Genomic DNA, 16,557 nt, shown 5'->3' on the forward strand with positions numbered 1-16,557 from the left:
CATTTGGACGATGTCGTCACCTGCGTCCGATCGGATCTCAAGGCGAGCGTTAGCCCTTGGGCTTGATACCTTCTGACAGCAAAGCGCGGGCTTCCGGCTGGCCGTTGAGCAAGCGGTTGACGCGGTTCTGCACTCGCCACCCGTCAGCGCTGCGAACCAGTTCCCACCGGTTGGCCCCGGCACGCTCGACACGCCAATGGTCGCCCTGGTTGAGGTAGACACGTGAATAGCCGGTAGCCACCGCCCGGTCGCCGTCGACCGAGACATGCGGCATGGAGATGACATGGGCGCAGCCGTCAGCGACATAGTGGACGTGCGGCTCGATGTTGACCAGAGAACCGACGGTGGCAGCGCCTTCCAGCGGAGCGGCACCGTAGTCATAGCTGCCATTTTCCGCCCAGAGCGAGGCGGTGACATCGCCTGTACGGCTGTCGACCGAAGGGCCGTATGTCGCGAGCAACTGATAGATGGCGAGCTGGTCCTCCAGGCTCTTGATCCGCGCTTCGAGCGTGGCGAGCCGCGTTTCGGTATCCGACATGGGATCCTCCAATGATTTGAACGAGTCGCTTCGCCTTCAGCCGACGGTCTGTGCACCGTCGACCACGATGACCGCGCCCGAGACATACGAGGCGTCGTCGGAAGCGAGATATACGAAGGCCCCCGCTATATCCTCGGGTTCGCCGGTCTCGACCTTCCCCAGGAGCTTCGAGGGGCGGACCGATATGGCCGGATCCTGGTCCTCGATGGGCGACAGGCCGGTGCCGATTTCAGTGCGCACCCGGCCCGGGCAGACGGCATTGAAGCGGACGCCCTTGGGTGCATATTCGGTCGCCAGCGATTTTGTCATGGCGATGATGCCGGCCTTGGACGCGGCATAGGCAGCCGCATAAGCGATGCCGTCGAGACCGGCGGTCGAAGCTGTCGAGACGACATTGCCACGCGAGGCGATCAGCGCCGGCAGTGCCTGGTGCACGACATGGAAGACACTTTCCAGGTTGATGCCGAAGACCTGCGACCACTCTTCGCCGGTCTGTTTGGCGAAATGATCGCGGCGATAGATGCCGGCATTGTTGATGAGGCTGTCGAGTCGGCCATGCAGGGCGAGCGCTTCGTCGACCATGCGGCGAGCGGAGGCCGTGTCCGCTGCATCATAGGCAATCGCGTTGGCGCGCGTAGCGTACTGTTCGGTGGCGGCAGCGCACACTTTTTGCGCACCTTCGACATTGCGGTCGGCGAGGATCAGCGTCGCGCCTTCGGAAGCGAGGCGCAGGGCTGTGGCACGACCGATGCCGGTTGCGGCGCCGGTGACGAGCACCACCTTGTTGTCGAAACGCTTGAGCCCCATTCTTTCCTCCACTGAAGTCGCGGCCGCCAAATGCTAATCGGTCTTCCATAGAGTGGCTGCCAAGGCGAACGGGCATCCCACATTCGGACGATGCTGCTGGCGTCTGCCAATGGCATCCGGCATGAAGCGCTTTCGCATTCATTGCCGAGCCCGATAGCTTGAAGCCACACCTCACGCGTGATGGACCCGCATGATCCTTGAATTCACATCCGACCAGCAGATGATCCGCGAGGAGGCAGAACGCTTCTTGCGCGAGCAGTCTTCGTCTGAAGCCATTCGGCGTGTCATCGACACCGGCGCCGCATATGATGCCAATCTATGGAACATCATTTCGCGCGAACTCGGCTGGTGCGCGATGGCAATTCCTGAGGAATTCGGCGGACTGGGCCTTGGCGCGACCGAAGTCGCAATCTTGATGGAACTCACCGGTTCGCGACTTGCCTGCGTGCCCTTCTGGTCGACGGTATGCCTGGCGGCACCACTTCTCCAGTCGGTGGGAAGCGAAGCAGCCAAGGCGAAATATCTAAGGGCCATCGCCGTCGGCGAAATGGCCGTGACAGTTGCCATTGCCGAACCTTCCGCAGCCGATCCGCTGGCGATGGTTGCGGTCAAGGCCACCAAAACGGCCGGCGGTTACCGGCTCGATGGCAAGGTCGACCAGGTGATCGACCTCGCAGCTGCCGACGTAGTGTTGATCCCGGCCCGGCTTGACGATGGCGAGCTCGCACTCTTTGCCCTAGCGCGCGAGGCCGGCCAGAAAATCACGCCGCTCAAAGTGATGGACGCTACCCGCTCGATTGCCTCGCTTGAGCTGGCTGGGCTCGAAGTGTCGGCGGAAAGCCGCATCGATGGCGGCGGAGTGATCGAAGCCGAGTTCCGGCAGGCATTGTCATTCGCCAATCTTGGCCTCGCCGCTGAACAGGTGGGGGCGGCACAGGGCGCACTCGACATTACGCTCGCTTACATTTCCGAGCGCGTGCAGTTTGGCCGCACCATCGCGTCGTTCCAGGCGATCAAGCACCGCTGCGCAAAGCTGGTCGTCGACATCGCCGAGGCGCGTTCGCTGGTTTTTGGCGCGGCCGCGTCCCTCGGTCATATCGAAGTGGCCGAAAGCGCGCTCGAAATCGCTGGTGCGCGCATCGTGGCATCGGACGTGCAGTACCTCGCCGCCGAAGAAGCGATCCAGCTGTATGGCGGTGTCGGTTTCACTTGGGAATACGATCCGCATCTCTATTTCAAACGCGCCCAGGCGTCGGCTTGCCTGCTCGGTTCGCGCGAGGCGCATCTCGACCGCATTGCCGCAGCCCTATTCAGCGATGGAGGCCGTTCATGAGCGATCTCGACGCTTTCCGCACCGAAGTGCGCGGTTGGATGGATACACATCTGGTCGGCAAATTCGCGGAGCTCAAGCATCGCGGCGGCTCGGGTGAGGGCGATGCCTTGCCTGAACTGCGCAAGGAATGGGAGCGCGAACTGGCAACCGGTCGCTGGACCTGTCCCGGCTGGCCAGTTGAGCACGGCGGACGCGGACTTTCGGTCGCCGAGCAGGTCGTGTTCCAGGAAGAATACAGCCGTGCCGGCGGACCGGGCCGCATGGGCCATATCGGCGAAGGGTTGATGGGGCCGACGCTGATCGCCTTCGGAACCGAGGAGCAAAAACAGCGCTTCCTGCCCGGTATCCTGAGCGGTACCGAATTCTGGTGCCAAGGCTATTCCGAGCCGAGTGCCGGATCCGACTTCGGCAACATCAAGACCCGCGCCAGGCAGGAAGCCGAGACCGGTGACTGGCTGGTCTCTGGCCAGAAGGTGTGGACCTCGCTTGCGCATCTGTCGGACTGGGTCTTCGTCGTGGCGCGCAGCGATGAAGCATCGGTCGGGCGCAACGGGTTGATCTTCTTGCTGATGCCGCTTGACCAGCCGGGCGTTGAAATCCATCCGATCAAGCAGATAGGCGGCGGTTCCGAATTCAATTCGGTGTTCTTCGATGGCGCCCGCGCCAAGGCTGATCATGTTTTGGGCAAGCCCGGCGACGGTTGGAAGATCGCCATGGCGTTACTTGGCTTCGAACGAGGGATTTCCACGCTTGGCCAGCAGATGGGTTTCCAGCAGGAACTCGACCTGATCGTCGAGCTCGCCAAGGAGAACGGTTCGGACCGCTCGCCAGCCATTTGCCAGCGTGTTGCCCGCGCTTGGGTCGGGCTGCGTGCCATGCGTTATCTTGCCATGCGCGTGTTGAGCGACGAGCCCTCAGCGGAGACGCGTCGCGAGGCCCTTTCCTACAAATACCACTGGTCGAACTGGCACCGCGACCTCGGCAAGCTTGCCATGGATGTGCTGGGCATGGACGCCAACGTCGTTTCAAACGATCCGCGCCGTGAGCGTCTGCAGCAGATGTTCCTGTTTGCCCGCGCCGACACGATCTACGGCGGCACCAACGAGATCCAGCTCAACATCATCGCCGAGCAAGGGCTTGGCATGCCCAAGGAGCCGCGCGGCAAGCTGTGATGAATACATTCGCGCCGCCCCTGGCGCGGTGAGGTTTGGGAGGACCTGTATGGGCATTCGGGAGGTGGACCTGAGCCAACTTGCGGCGCGCGACGCGCTGCGGCGACTAGTGACGGCTTATTCGCGGGCGGTCGACCGGCGTGATTTCGCGCTGCTGCGCAGCCTCTACCACGACGATGCCCACGAGGTGCATGGCGAAATGTTCGTCGGCGGGCCGGACGCCTACGTCGCCTTTGTCGAAAAAGCGCTGTCGAACTATGCCGCGACTGCGCATTACGTGGTCAACGCCAGCTTCGAAATCGACGGCGAACGTGCCGAAGGCGAGATATACAAGATCAACTATCATCGCACGCACGGCGCCGATGCCCATGAAGTGATCACCGGCAGCCGCAGCCTCGACCGCTACCGGCGCGACGAGGGTGAATGGCGCTTCACGGGCCGTTCGATCACGCTCGACTGGTCGACCAAGCGCAGCGTCGATGCCGATGCCTATCGCGATTTCGCCGCCGGCAGCCCGCTCGGGCGGCCAGGACCCGATGATTTGTCTTACGAGGTCCTGAAATTGTTCGGCCGCTTCGGTGGCTGATCCAGAAAAGTGCAATAGCGGGCGTTCCGCGCGGAGGAAACATGACTGCACAGACGAGACAATTCGCAGGCAAGATTGCCGTGGTGACAGGGGCAGGCAACGGCATCGGCCGCGCCGCGGCCATCGCCTATGCCCAGGAAGGCGCTGACGTTGCCATTCTCGACCGCGAGGCCGATGCTCTTGCCGAGACCGCCGAATTGGTGCGGGCGTTTGACGTACGCGCGCTGCCGCTGGTCGGCGACCTGACGGATCAGCAGGTTGTCGTCGACAGCTTTGCCCGCATCAAGCGTGAACTGGGGCCTGTCGATATCCTGCTCAACAACATCGGGCAGACCGCGCGGGAGAATTACTCGGAATTCTGGCAAGCCAAGCCCGAAACACTGCAGTTCGTTGTCGGGGTATCGCTCATGACCACGTTGACCTGCACCCGTCAGGTGGTCGAAGACATGCGCGAGCGCCGCTCGGGCAAGATTGTGTCCATCTCGTCCGACTCGGCGATGAATGGTGACATCGGCACAGTCGATTATGCTTCGGCCAAAGCTGGTGTGCTTGGCTTCACCCGTGCACTCGCCCGCGAACTCGGGCCGTTCAAGGTCAACGTCAACGCCGTTTGCCCTGGGCCGACGAACACGCGCGCCATGCAGCGCATTCCCAAGGACGCCTATGAGCGCGCCAAGAACATGATCCCGCTGGGCGAACTGAGCGAGCCTGAAGACATCGCCAACGCGGTGGTGTTCCTGTCCAGCGACAAGGCGCGCTTCATTACCGGCCAGACGCTGATGGTCAATGGCGGCCGCGTCTTCTACTGAAAATGGCCGTTAGTTCATTCAGACGATGTTCGGCTTTGTGCGGCGCATCATTTGAAACGAGACAGCGTGATCGCCCCATGTCGATAGGGCAATGGGCGGTCGCCGAATTCAGCAAGAGAGAATGACCATGAGCCTGCATACCGTCCTGTGCGAACGCCTCGGGAGCCGCTTCCCGGTTGTGCAGACGGCCATGGGCTGGGTCGCCGACGCCAATCTGACTGCCGCCACCTGCAATGCCGGCGGCTTCGGCTTCTTTGCCGGTGCGACCACAGAGCCGGGCGATGTCGAAAACCAGCTCCTTGCCATCAAGTCGAAGACCGACCGTCCCTTCGGCGTCAATTTTCACATGTTCCAGCCCAACGCCGAGGAAGTGATTGCGGCTGTCATCAAGCACAAGGTTCGCGCCGTCAGCTACGGTCGCGGTCCCGATGCCAAAACGATCAAGCGGCTGAAGGACGCCGGAGTTGTCTGCATGCCGACAGTTGGCGCGGTCAAGCACGCGATCAAGGCTGTCGAACTTGGTGCCGACATCATCACAGTGCAGGGCGGCGAGGGCGGCGGACATACGGGTGCCGTGCCGACTACCATCCTGTTGCCCCAGGTGCTTGACGCGGTGAAGGTGCCGGTCGTTGCCGCGGGCGGCTTCTTCGACGGTCGCGGCCTGGCGGCCGCTCTCGGATATGGCGCAGCTGGCATTGCCATGGGCACGCGTTTCTTGATGACCAAGGAATCGCCGGTCCCGCGCTCAGCGCTTGACCGCTACCTCGCCACCAAGGACCCGACGCTGATCCGCACGACCACCGCCGTCGACGGCATGCCGCAGCGCTTCATCGAGAATGCCGAGATCAGGCGCCTTGAAAGCATGGGCCTGCCAGCGAGGCTTGCGATGAGCATGAAATATGCCCGCCAGTGGGGCAAGGAGGCTGGCCTCGGCCCGATCGCCATGGCCAAGCTTGGGCTCAAGGTTCTGTCGAGCGGCGAAAACAGCTTTGCTCAGACTGTGATGGCACCGAACCTGCCGACGCTGGTGCAGCGCGGCGTGGTCGAAGGCAACACGGAAACCGGCCTGCTGCCATCTGGCCAGGCGGCAGCGATGATCGACAAGCTCGAAAGCTGCGAGGAGCTGATTACACGCATCGTCGCCGAGGCCGAAGCGCGGCTTAGGGAAATTTCGGCGCTCGTCGCCACGAAGTGAAGGAGAGTCTCGCGATGAGCGATCAGTTCTGGACCAAGATCGACGCAGGCATGGCCGAGCTGGTGATCGAAAACCCGCCGGTCAATGCGCTCGACAGCATCGGCTGGCGCAAGCTTTCGCAGGCCATCGACGGCCTGAATGCCGACCCTGAGGTGCGTGTGATCGTCATCCGCGCCGAGGGCCGGGGCTTTTGCGCTGGCGTCGACATCAAGGAACTGCAGAAGCATCCCGAGCGCATCCCTGAGGTGAACGCTGGCAACTGGGAGACCTTCCGCTCCGTGCATCGCGGCCTCAAGCCGGTGATCGTGGCGGCGCATGGCTACATTCTCGGCGGCGGCATCGGCATCTGCGGCTCGGCTGACATTATCATCTGCTCGCCCGACGCGACCTTCGGCGTGCCGGAAGTCGACCGTGGCGCTCTGGGCGCTGGCGCGCACCTGCAGCGCCTGTTTCCGGTCCAGAAGGTTCGCCAGATGTACTTCACCGGCGAGCCGATCGATGCGGCCGAGGCCTACCGCCTGGGGGCTGTCGAAAAGATCGTTCCGCGTGAGGAGCTGCGCGCTGCCGCGATGGAATTGGCAAAGACCATCGCCGCCAAGAGCGCGATCATGATCCGGCTCGCCAAGGAGGCGCTGAACGGCATCGAGGACGGCGATCTCGAGAAGAAGTATCGCTGGGAGCAAGGGTTCACGGCCCAAGCCTACTTGACCCAGGAATCGCAGGAAGCCCGTGATGCCTTCGTCGGCAAGCGCGACTCCGACTTCAAGAAATAATTAGACAGCAGGACGTTCGATCAATGACCGCCACCAAAATCATCCCCGTTCCGCCTTATGTCGAAGGCCATGGCCTGCTCAAGGGCCGTTCGGTGCTCATCACCGCCGCCGCCGGCGTCGGCATCGGCTTTGCCGCCGCCCGCAAGGCGATCGAGGAAGGCTGCCGCGCGATCATGATCTCGGATGTCCATGACCGCCGCCTGGCTGAAGCTGCCGAGAAGCTGCGCGAGTTTTCGTCGACCGTCGAGATCTACAGCCAGCTCTGCAACGTCACCGACGAGGTACAGGTCCAGACGCTGGTCGACGCTGCCGAAGAAAAGTTCGGCGGCATTGACGTGCTGATCAACAATGCCGGTCTTGGTGGCCTGAAGCCCGTTGTCGAGATGACCGACCAGGAGTGGAACCTGGTTCTGGACGTGACGCTGACGGGAACCATGCGCATGACCCGCGCGGCGCTGAAGAAGATGCAGCCGCGCGGCAAGGGCGCCATCGTCAACAACGCCTCGGTGCTTGGCTGGCGCGCCCAGAAGGGCCAGTCGCACTACGCAGCGGCGAAAGCCGGAGTGATGGCGTTCACCCGCTGCTCGGCGGTCGAAGCCGCAGAATACGGCATCCGCATCAACGCGGTGTCGCCGTCGATTGCCATGCATGACTTCCTCAAGCGCTCGGCGCCGCAGGAGCAGCTCGACGCCCTGGCGAGCCAGGAAGCCTTCGGCCGCGCCGCGGAAGTCTGGGAGATCGCCAACGTCATGATGTTCCTTGCCAGCGACTACGCCGGCTACATGGTCGGCGAGATCGTCTCCGTCTCCAGCCAAAGGTCGTGACGATGGGGCTCGTCTTCTCTTCGCCTGAAGAGGCGGTGGCGGCAATTGGCCAGAACCTCGGTTCAAGCGATTGGCTGACGATCGACCAAAAGCGCATCGACACTTTTGCCGAGGCGACCGGTGATCACCAGTGGATCCACGTCGATCCGGTGCGCGCCAAGGGCGGCCCGTTCGGCACCACTGTTGCGCATGGCTGCCTGACGTTTTCGCTGATCAACGGTTTCCTGCCGGAGCTATTCCAGGCGGAAGGTATGAAGATGGGCATCAACTATGGCTGTGACCGGATGCGCTTTCCAGCACCGGTGCCGGTCGGGTCGAAGGTGAGGGCGGTTGGCGAATTGGTCGATGCCGAGCTGCTGGCTGGCAATGCCGTGCAGACGACTGTGCGGGTGACCATCGAGATCGAGGGTTCGGCCAAGCCGGCCTGTGTCGCCGACATGGTCGGGCGGTACTATTTCTGAGGCGCTTGGCGCCGTTCAGGCATCGGAGACGACAATGGACACAACGAGCGAGGCGCTGGCCGAGATCCTGGCGCGACTGGACCGGCTTGAGTCGCGCGACGAAATCCGCCAGCTGATTTCCAAATATTCGCTGGCGCTCGACATGCGCGACATGAGTGCCATGGCGTCGCTGTTTGCACCCGACGTCAAGGTCGGGGGTGGCAAGTCGGGCAGGACCGCCCTGCGCGACTGGCTCGACGAGACCATGCGTAAGCAGTTCGACGGCACCTCGCACCATGTCGGCTCGACGATCATCGAGTTCGTCGACGCCGACAATGCGGTGGGCGTTGTCTACTCCAAGAACGAGCACGAATGCGGCGCCGAATGGGTCATCATGCAAATGATGTATTACGACCGCTACGAGCGCATCGACGGCCGCTGGTGCTTCCGCCGCCGTCAACCTCTCTACTGGTACGCCACCGACCTCAACAAGCCGCCGATCGGTTCGCGCAAGATGCGCTGGCCCGGCCGCGAACCCTATGAGGGTTCCTTCCACGACCTGTTCCCGTCCTGGAAGGAATTCTGGACGCGTTCCGGTCCCGACGAAGCGCTGCCGGAGCCGGCGCCGCTCGAGGCTTTCATCGAAACCATGCGCAAAGGCAATGAAGTCCGTGGAAACCGCGTACGCTGATAATATGATCGCCGATAGGCTCTTTCAGTCGATCAAGGTCGGTCAGCTGGATCTGGCAAACCGTATCGCCATGGCGCCGATGTCGCGCTATTTCTGCGCCGACGGTGTGCCCCATGAAAAGGTGGCGAGCTACTATGCGCGACGCGCGCTGAACCAGGTTGGCCTGATCATCACCGAGGCCACCTATATCGGCCACCCGACAGCACCAAGCTATGAGGGCGTACCTTATTTCGTCGGTGAGGCGGCTCTAGCCGGCTGGGTGAAGGTGCTCGCGGCGGTGCATGCGGCAGGCGGCAAGATCATGCCCCAGCTTTGGCACACCGGCAGCTTCCGCAATTCGGCCATGGCGCCGCACCCCGGCATTCCAGGCGCCGGGCCATCGGAAAACCTCAACGCCTTCACCGGTCATCCGGAACCGACAAAGGCGATGACGGAAAAGGCCATCATCGAGGTCATCGAGGCTTATGCGGACGCAGCCGAGGCGGCGCAGAAACTGGGCTTCGACGGCGTCGAGATCCATGGCGCGCATGGCTATCTGATCGACGAGTTCTTCTGGGCGACGACCAACAGGCGGGCCGATCGCTATGGCGGCGACCGTCGCGAGCGTACGCGCTTTGCCGTCGAGCTGATCGAAGCGATGCGCGCACGCGTTGGCTCCGATTTCCCGATTTCGTTTCGCTATTCGCAGTGGAAACAGCAGGACTACAAGGCCGTTCTCGGTGAAACGCCGGCGGAGTTGGCTGACGTTTTGGAACCGCTGGCCGATGCCGGTGTCAGCATCCTGCATTGCTCGACGCGCCGTGTGTGGGAACCAGGTTTTGCAGCTGAGGGCGATCTGACACTTGCCGGCTGGACGAAAAAGCTGACCGGCCTGCCAGTGATCGCGGTCGGCGGTGTCGGGCTTGACCGCCCAGGCTTGAATGCTGCGGAACCCGCGTCGCTGGACGCGATCGAAAAGGCGCTGGCACGCGACGAGTTCGACATTCTTGCCGTCGGCCGGGCGTTGCTTGCCGATCCGGGCTGGGTGCTCAAGGTCAAGCGGTGCCGCGCGCATGAAGGCATCGGCTATTCCAAGGAGCAGCTTAAGACGCTGTTCTGAGCAACAAGGACGAAAAAGCGCCGGGGACATCGTCCGCCGGCGCTTTTTCTTGTTGGTCTGTTGAATTCCGAGGAGACGGGCCAGCCCGCTTACGCAGCCTGGCGCGGACCTTGGCCGAGTATGACGGCGCTGTTCAACACCAGGCGGACCAGTTCGGTCTGGCGGGTGATGCCACTTTTGGAAAAGATCGAGCGCAGATGCGCGCGCGCCGTGTTGCGGCTGATGTCGAGCGAGGTTGCTGCATCTTCGAGCGACAGGCCGGCTGTCAGGCGACGGGCCACCGCTGCCTCGGCTGGCGTGAGGTCGAAGAGCTGGCGCACGAGTTCGCCCTCGACCTCGGGATTGGTCTCGGGGTCACGGATATAGACGGCGACTGCGGAATTCGCGGCGGCTGCGTTGCCGTTGCTGATGCGGATCGGCCGGACGATGACGCCGAGATTGCGCGAACCGGACTGTTTGGTCAGCGACAGACCGCGCGAAACAGTCGCTTCGCCACCGGCAGCCCCCTGCGTTGCTGCCTTGATGGCGTTTTGGAAATCTCGGTCTTCCTTGGCCAAAGTCGCGCGCAAGCGGTTGCCCTGGATCTGCAAGCCGTCGCGCGTTTCGAGGAAGCGAGTGGCCGCATCGGAGGCGCGGATGATCTTGCCGGAATGGTCCAGGATGACTACGCCGACATAGAGCTTGTCCATGACGTCGGAGTAGAGCGTGCGCTCGACCTCGGTAGCGCCCATGCGCCACGACATTTCAATGCCGCGGGATAGCTGGGACACCAGGATTTCGCAGACAGAGGCCGCATCATCGTCGAACTTGGGTCCGGCGCGGTCGCGGAAGAGCCACAAGGTGTAGCGGGCGGACTCGTCGGACGTGAGCAGCGTCGCCGACATCGGCTGGCAGCGCTCGGTGAGGTAGGCCAACTGAGCGGGGCGCCCGAGAGCGGTGCCTGATGCATCGATCATGTTCTCGTCGATCTCGGTGAAGACATAGTAGGTCTCGCCGGTACGTGCCCGATCCTCGATGACGACAACGGCCGCATAGGCGTCGAACTGTTCGCGGATCAGCTCCAGCGAGTTCCTGAGCGGCGCACCATTGAATACGCTGTCGGAGACGCGGTTCAGGAACAGTCCGAATTCGACGATCGATCTGGAATGAAAGGTCATTGGAACTCCCCGGTATTCTATCGCACGGGCATGTGCGGCGTCGATCCCGAACGGCGATGGCGCCACCCAGGTCGTCAAAGTCAGCAGAATTTTCGACTTAAAAGCTCGCGATGATCGCGGGCGTCGGCGTATCAGGAAGGCGGGAGGAAACCTCGTCGGGCGCGGTGCCGGACGAATGACGACGCAGCTGTGAGAGACACTTTGCTCGAACTGGTCATCGCGCTCCTCCCGAATGCGAATGGCTTGTATCGACACATTGTCATTAAATCGACACAGCGTCAAACGCGAAATGAGTGACGTGAAATTTTCGACACCATGTCAGCAGTGGATAAACGCTGTCGCCTCGACCCGCGCAAACGAAACGAGCCGGATCTTGCGACCCGGCCCGCCAATCTGAATGTTCGGCCAGAAATATCTGGCAGATTTATGCGCCGCAGTCGGCTCGTTCGACGAGACCGTCCTCCCGCGGCTTGTAGGCGTTCTTGACGACCTTGATCGCCTCGGGAGCCGGCAGGAAGTGGCTCGTCTTGCTCGCCTGGATCGGCCCGATCAGCAGGTCGACCTTCGCGGCGTTCTCCTGCAGCCAGGCCGTGATCGACGGACCGTCGGTCTTGCCCGAACCATTGATCGCCGCCGCGAGCACGATGGGCTGGAGGTAGTAGGGCGTCAATGCGGGCGCCCCGCCCATACGGTCGAGCTCGGGAACAGTTTCCTTGGCGCGCTTGGCGAATTTGGCGAAGGACGACTCGCCGACAGGATCGCTTGGGCAGTAGGTCATGCCGACGAACTGAGTGCTGTAGACATTCGCGAAGGCTTCCTCGCCGATCACGCCGACATTGCCGACGGCGTAGTTGGTCATGGTCTGGTTGGCGAGTACAGGAACGTCCCAGCCGATATCTGCCCGGTTTTCGAGCAGTTTGCGCGAGTCATCGCCTATCGAGTTGATTAGCAGGATCGCTTCGGCGCCCGAGCTGCGCATCTGGAACAGCTGTGGGGTCATGTCTTCAGTGCGGAACGCGAATTCCTGCACCGCCGTCGGCTCGATGCCGCGCGACTTGAGATAATCGACGATCTCGGTGACCGCTGCCTTCGACATGCCGCCATTGTCCGAGATCAGCGCGAGCTTGGTCAGCTTGAGCTTGTCGAGGGCGTAGTCGATGTTCGGCTTCATCTGGTTGACGCCAGTGGCCGAACCAGAGAAGTGGAACGGACCGACTTCGGGCGTCAGTTGCGTAGAAGCAGCTGACGAGACCTGGGCAATATTCTTTTCGGTCGCAACTGGAACCACGGGAATGGTTTCCTGGCTGGTAGCCGGGCCGACCAGAGCCTGGACCTTCTCGTTTTCGATCAGGCGACGGACTTCGCTGACGGCGTGGGTCGGATCGGTCATCGTGTCGCCAAGAACAAGCTCCGCTTTCTTGCCCAGGATGCCGCCGGCAGCATTGATGTCTTCGATGGCGAGCTTCCAGCCGATTTCGGCGGTCTTGCCGATGGAGGCGCCGCCACCGGTAAGTGACATGATGCCGCCGACCTTGACGGTCTCTTGGGCGTGCGAAATGCCGGCCGAAAGCGCCAATGCGGCCATCGAAACCATTCCGATGGCGCTGTGTCGCGTGATGGATTTATTCCATTGGAAGTTCATGCGTATCTCCTCCGCTTACTTCAATCGCCAGCCAGTCACGTCCAACTGTCGGCGGCATCGTCTGGTCGGACGATGGAGGGTCGCAGAGAAATGAAATTTTGGTGGTTCATCTGCCGCTACTGGCGCAGTAGTGCCTGTTGGAGGTGGCGGCTCAAAATTGCCTCTAGGCCAGTGCGCTGTGGCCCCGAGGTATAAGCATGAGGTGAGACCCAGGTGACAGCAATTTTCTTCAATACAGCCCATTCTGGCAGCTACAATACTCAGTTATGAAGGCTGATCGGACACGTCCCCATGCCGCTGAAATGCGGGCCCTTGCAAGAATAGACCGCTCGCATTTTTTTGTGGGCAAGAGTTTCGACCAGCCTGAGTTCGTCACAGCCAGCGTTTCGTCTCAGCGGCAAGCTCCGCACGCCCACGAGACGTTCGTGATCGGCGGCATCAATGGGGGATACGGGACACAGTTCGTCCGCGGCAGCCAAAGGCTTGCCGGTGCGGGCGATCTGACCCTGTACAACCCAGGCGAGGTTCACGATTGTGCGCCTGGATGCGAAGCCGGATTTGACTATCGCGTATCATATCCCAGCGTCCATTTGATGAAGCGAGTCGCGATGGAGGTCTCAGGCCATTCGCGGGTAGGCACACCGTTCTTCAAGGCGCCGATTATTCAGGATCCAAATGGTTTGGCCGCGTTCACGATGGCGCACCGCACAATCGAGCTGGATCGGGATACCTTGGCTGGGGACGAGGGGCTGATACAAATCTACGCGCGCTTTCTCGTTCGACACGCGGAGATCATCCCAGCAGCAATCGGTCGAGAGCAGAGACCCGTCGAGCGCGTCAAAGTGATGATTGCCGACCGATGCACCGAAGACATCTCTTTGGCGGACCTCGCAGCGGAAGCTGGCCTTTCGCGCTTCCATCTGATCCGGGTCTTTCAGCGCGCCACCGGGCAGACGCCGCATGCCTATCTCATCAATCGTCGCATCGAACGCGCAAAGGCATCGCTAAGGGCGGGAGAAAAACTGAGCGTGGTGGCGGTTGCAACTGGCTTTTCAGACCAGGCCCATCTGACGCGTGTTTTCAAAGCTCGCGTTGGTGTGACGCCTGGGGTTTATCGCGCGGCCGTCGCTTCGTAAGCCGTCCTTGATAACCACATGACTTACCCGGCCAGCGCGTTGATGCGAGCGCTGCGCATACTTGATCGGCAGAGCTTAACTTTCTTCAAGGTGGGGAAGATCGGCCTCATCGGTGGATGCGTGCACCCGGATTCATAGTGCACGCGAACCGAGAGCCGATGGTTTGCCCAGCCGGTACTTCAGATTCTTGAAAACATCTCTCGTGGCCCGACCGAAAACACGGGCCACAGCAATTTGCTTCAATACCAAGCGCTTCCGCTACTGCAGCATTCGGTCATGAAGGCAGGTCGTTCTTGATCGCCTTCAGGACGGGGGGATTGGATTGTCGCTGTGGGGGGCGACGGCGCGGACACGGATCACACCACCTGTACCCAATGGAGATGAGACGGACCTCGTAGGGCCGTCAAAGCTCTGACTTGTCGAACGCAGCAATCATGCAGCGCTGTAGTCAAACGCGGAGGATACGCCATGTCGAATGCACAACCAGATGCCCTCAAGTCCCTATACAAAAGTTGGTCAGGCTCCATGGCCAGCAATCCAAGCATGCCCCTGGACGAATTGCGACGCATGTTCGAGCACTGGGCTGACGTGACTGCTGAGCCCGGCGGGGTGGACTACATCGAAGGCGATGCCGGCGGCGTCCAGGGGCTCTGGGCGGTACCGAAGGGAGCTAGCCAGGACAGGGTCCTGCTATGCACGCATGGTGGCGGATATGTCTGTGGTTCTATGTATTCGCATCGCAAGATGTACGGGCACTTCGCCAAGGCGTTTGGTTGTCGCGCCCTGATCCTGAACTATCGCTGTGCTCCCGAACATCCGCATCCTGCACCTGTTGAAGATACGACAAACGCCTATCAGTGGCTGCTGGATCAGGGCATCCGGCCCCAGCACGTTGCCCTGACCGGCGACTCGGGCGGTGGTGGGCTCGCCCTTGCAACGTTGTTGCGAGCGCGGGAACGCGGCCTTCCAATGCCATCGTCGGTGATACCCCTGTCGCCCTGGCTCGATATGGAGGCGACAGGCGAGACGTATCACTCCAATAGCGACAAGGATGCCCTGGTGCAGCGGGAAATTGTTTTGGGGATGGCCACCACTTTCCTGGGCGAGGACGGCAACCGGAACGATCCGTTGGCAAATCCGCTAATGGCCGACCTCCGCGGCCTGCCGCCCATGTATATACAGGTCGGCGGCGACGAGACGCTGCTCGATGACAGCCGCAAGCTCGCCGACAAGGCGCGCAGCGAAGGAATCGAGGTAATGTTCGAGATCGAGCCAGGCATGCAGCATGTCTATCATTTCCTCGCAGGTGTTGCCCCGCAGGCAGATGCGGCTATCCGGCGTTTGGCTGATTGGGTCCGCCCCAAGCTTGCGCTTGCTTGATTGTTCACAGGCACGCAGCTCGGAGAACGCTTGGCCACCCGCTTTTCCATGTGCGCGGGCGACACCTTGCGAGGGGAGGCGGCTGTGTCGCCTCCCCAGACAGTTGGGGCGGATGATCCGCCCGACCCCTTACTTGCCGATACTATCACTGCAGTAGTGCCAATCGCGGCAAGTTTGTCTGTAGCGGTCCGAGCATCCCCGAGAAACAGCTCGATCAAGCTGTTTTGACGGCGGTTCGGACAAGAGTTCTCGATCACGGTCATTTGAGGGATTTGATTTTAGGCCTACAGCGCCGTGAGCGGATTAGGGCTCTTTCGGCCACACAGGATTTACCCATCCTTCGATCGAGAGTGGTCGCGGCAGAGACTGCCATGGAGGGATTGTGGGCAAGTATACGTCTCGCTCCGTCACTGGAGGGTGATCCGCTTTTTCAGCGCAACTTGCAGCGTGCCGCCGATGAAATCGGGATGGCTCGTGCTCGGCTACAGGATGCAATGTCGGCACTTGGCGGACACGGCGAAGTCAACGATGCGGACATCGCTTATTTCCGCACCCTCATGCTCGAGCTTCTTGAGAAGGAGAGTCCAGCTCGAACAAAGATTTATCTCTCCACCATCATTGAGCGCATCGAGGTTGGTGTGGGTGATGTTCGGATCGAAGGTCATATCGATGACCTTCGAAGAGCTGTGGAGAGCTCCTCCGATACCTCTGGCGGTCCGGCTATGCCAGAAGTTCGCAGATATGTACGCAGATGGCGGTGCTCGCAGTCTGGTGCGAACTGGTCTCTCCTTTGGCTTCCCTGTTTTGGGCGAGAAACAGGGAGTTTTGTCCACCAACAGCGAAATCTCGTTCGCCTGCTGGCGGAATGCGCCAGTGAATTCAACGGGTTCGTAGACAAATTCCCTGGCGAAATAACAGGGATCTAAGCTCAACAAACGGACCCTGAATGGGAATGAGCTGGCGCGGCAGCGGCAA

The 16,557-nt window shown here is 61.4% G+C and carries 17 protein-coding genes and 1 pseudogene; 13 read left to right on the forward strand and 5 right to left on the reverse strand.

What is annotated here, in order from left to right; translation table 11 throughout:
- Nucleotides 1–49: 49 nt before the first annotated feature.
- Together AC1DWF_RS06855 and AC1DWF_RS06860 are read right to left on the reverse strand one after the other, a co-directional pair.
- A complete protein-coding gene (locus AC1DWF_RS06855; RefSeq protein WP_476782314.1) occupies nucleotides 50–538 on the reverse strand; it encodes a nuclear transport factor 2 family protein in 489 nt (162 codons plus the stop codon).
- Nucleotides 539–574: 36 nt separating this feature from the next.
- On the reverse strand, nucleotides 575–1,345 hold the full coding sequence (locus AC1DWF_RS06860) for an SDR family NAD(P)-dependent oxidoreductase (RefSeq protein WP_476782315.1): 771 nt from the start codon (nucleotides 1,343–1,345) through the stop codon (nucleotides 575–577).
- Nucleotides 1,346–1,535: 190 nt separating this feature from the next.
- Between AC1DWF_RS06860 and AC1DWF_RS06865 the strand changes: the two genes are divergently transcribed.
- The 10 genes from AC1DWF_RS06865 to AC1DWF_RS06910 all read left to right on the forward strand — a co-directional run bounded on the left by AC1DWF_RS06865 (nucleotide 1,536) and on the right by AC1DWF_RS06910 (nucleotide 10,267).
- The gene (locus AC1DWF_RS06865; protein ID WP_476782316.1) at nucleotides 1,536–2,678 is read left to right on the forward strand and encodes an acyl-CoA dehydrogenase family protein; all 1,143 of its coding nucleotides are present in this window, start codon (nucleotides 1,536–1,538) and stop codon (nucleotides 2,676–2,678) included.
- Nucleotides 2,675–3,850 carry an acyl-CoA dehydrogenase family protein gene (locus AC1DWF_RS06870; RefSeq protein ID WP_476782317.1) on the forward strand — a complete coding sequence of 392 codons (1,176 nt, stop codon included), beginning with the start codon at nucleotides 2,675–2,677 and terminating at the stop codon, nucleotides 3,848–3,850. The genes AC1DWF_RS06865 and AC1DWF_RS06870 overlap by 4 nt, the downstream gene beginning before the upstream one ends.
- Before the next feature lie 49 nt (nucleotides 3,851–3,899).
- The gene (locus tag AC1DWF_RS06875; RefSeq protein WP_476782318.1) at nucleotides 3,900–4,436 is read left to right on the forward strand and encodes a nuclear transport factor 2 family protein; all 537 of its coding nucleotides are present in this window, start codon (nucleotides 3,900–3,902) and stop codon (nucleotides 4,434–4,436) included.
- Between the two features lie 41 nt (nucleotides 4,437–4,477).
- Complete coding sequence (locus AC1DWF_RS06880; RefSeq protein WP_476782319.1) at nucleotides 4,478–5,245, forward strand: SDR family NAD(P)-dependent oxidoreductase; 768 nt, start codon at nucleotides 4,478–4,480, stop codon at nucleotides 5,243–5,245.
- A gap of 127 nt (nucleotides 5,246–5,372) precedes the next feature.
- Complete coding sequence (locus tag AC1DWF_RS06885; protein WP_476782320.1) at nucleotides 5,373–6,440, forward strand: NAD(P)H-dependent flavin oxidoreductase; 1,068 nt, start codon at nucleotides 5,373–5,375, stop codon at nucleotides 6,438–6,440.
- Nucleotides 6,441–6,454: 14 nt separating this feature from the next.
- On the forward strand, nucleotides 6,455–7,213 hold the full coding sequence (locus AC1DWF_RS06890) for an enoyl-CoA hydratase family protein (protein WP_476782321.1): 759 nt from the start codon (nucleotides 6,455–6,457) through the stop codon (nucleotides 7,211–7,213).
- Nucleotides 7,214–7,236: 23 nt separating this feature from the next.
- Nucleotides 7,237–8,037 (forward strand): SDR family oxidoreductase, encoded by an 801-nt coding sequence (locus AC1DWF_RS06895; protein WP_476782322.1) that lies wholly within the window; start codon nucleotides 7,237–7,239, stop codon nucleotides 8,035–8,037.
- A 2-nt stretch (nucleotides 8,038–8,039) separates the two neighbouring features.
- Nucleotides 8,040–8,498, forward strand: coding sequence for a MaoC family dehydratase (locus AC1DWF_RS06900; RefSeq protein WP_476789491.1), 459 nt, complete (start codon nucleotides 8,040–8,042; stop codon nucleotides 8,496–8,498).
- 34 nt (nucleotides 8,499–8,532) lie between these two features.
- Nucleotides 8,533–9,168: a nuclear transport factor 2 family protein gene (locus AC1DWF_RS06905; RefSeq protein WP_476786486.1), complete on the forward strand. Its 636-nt coding sequence runs from the start codon at nucleotides 8,533–8,535 to the stop codon at nucleotides 9,166–9,168.
- 4 nt (nucleotides 9,169–9,172) lie between these two features.
- Nucleotides 9,173–10,267 (forward strand): oxidoreductase, encoded by a 1,095-nt coding sequence (locus tag AC1DWF_RS06910; RefSeq protein WP_476789497.1) that lies wholly within the window; start codon nucleotides 9,173–9,175, stop codon nucleotides 10,265–10,267.
- An 89-nt stretch (nucleotides 10,268–10,356) separates the two neighbouring features.
- On the opposite strand, the gene AC1DWF_RS06915 is transcribed toward AC1DWF_RS06910, so the two are convergent.
- On the reverse strand, nucleotides 10,357–11,424 hold the full coding sequence (locus tag AC1DWF_RS06915; protein WP_476789492.1) for a helix-turn-helix transcriptional regulator: 1,068 nt from the start codon (nucleotides 11,422–11,424) through the stop codon (nucleotides 10,357–10,359).
- A gap of 424 nt (nucleotides 11,425–11,848) precedes the next feature.
- Complete coding sequence (locus AC1DWF_RS06920; RefSeq protein WP_476789493.1) at nucleotides 11,849–13,066, reverse strand: ABC transporter substrate-binding protein; 1,218 nt, start codon at nucleotides 13,064–13,066, stop codon at nucleotides 11,849–11,851.
- 302 nt (nucleotides 13,067–13,368) lie between these two features.
- Between AC1DWF_RS06920 and AC1DWF_RS06925 the strand changes: the two genes are divergently transcribed.
- The 3 genes and pseudogenes from AC1DWF_RS06925 to AC1DWF_RS06935 form a co-directional block, all read left to right on the forward strand.
- Nucleotides 13,369–14,202 (forward strand): AraC family transcriptional regulator, encoded by an 834-nt coding sequence (locus AC1DWF_RS06925; RefSeq protein WP_476789498.1) that lies wholly within the window; start codon nucleotides 13,369–13,371, stop codon nucleotides 14,200–14,202.
- Between the two features lie 468 nt (nucleotides 14,203–14,670).
- Complete coding sequence (locus AC1DWF_RS06930; RefSeq protein ID WP_476789494.1) at nucleotides 14,671–15,582, forward strand: alpha/beta hydrolase; 912 nt, start codon at nucleotides 14,671–14,673, stop codon at nucleotides 15,580–15,582.
- Nucleotides 15,583–15,731: 149 nt separating this feature from the next.
- Nucleotides 15,732–15,809, forward strand: a pseudogene (locus tag AC1DWF_RS06935) (recombinase zinc ribbon domain-containing protein); the annotation flags it as partial.
- Between the two features lie 255 nt (nucleotides 15,810–16,064).
- Here AC1DWF_RS06935 and AC1DWF_RS06940 read toward each other — a convergent pair.
- Nucleotides 16,065–16,557: hypothetical protein (locus AC1DWF_RS06940; RefSeq protein WP_476841544.1), on the reverse strand; the 493-nt coding region annotated here is incomplete at its 5' end.

Source organism: Aminobacter sp. P4_D5 (assembly GCF_056401815.1).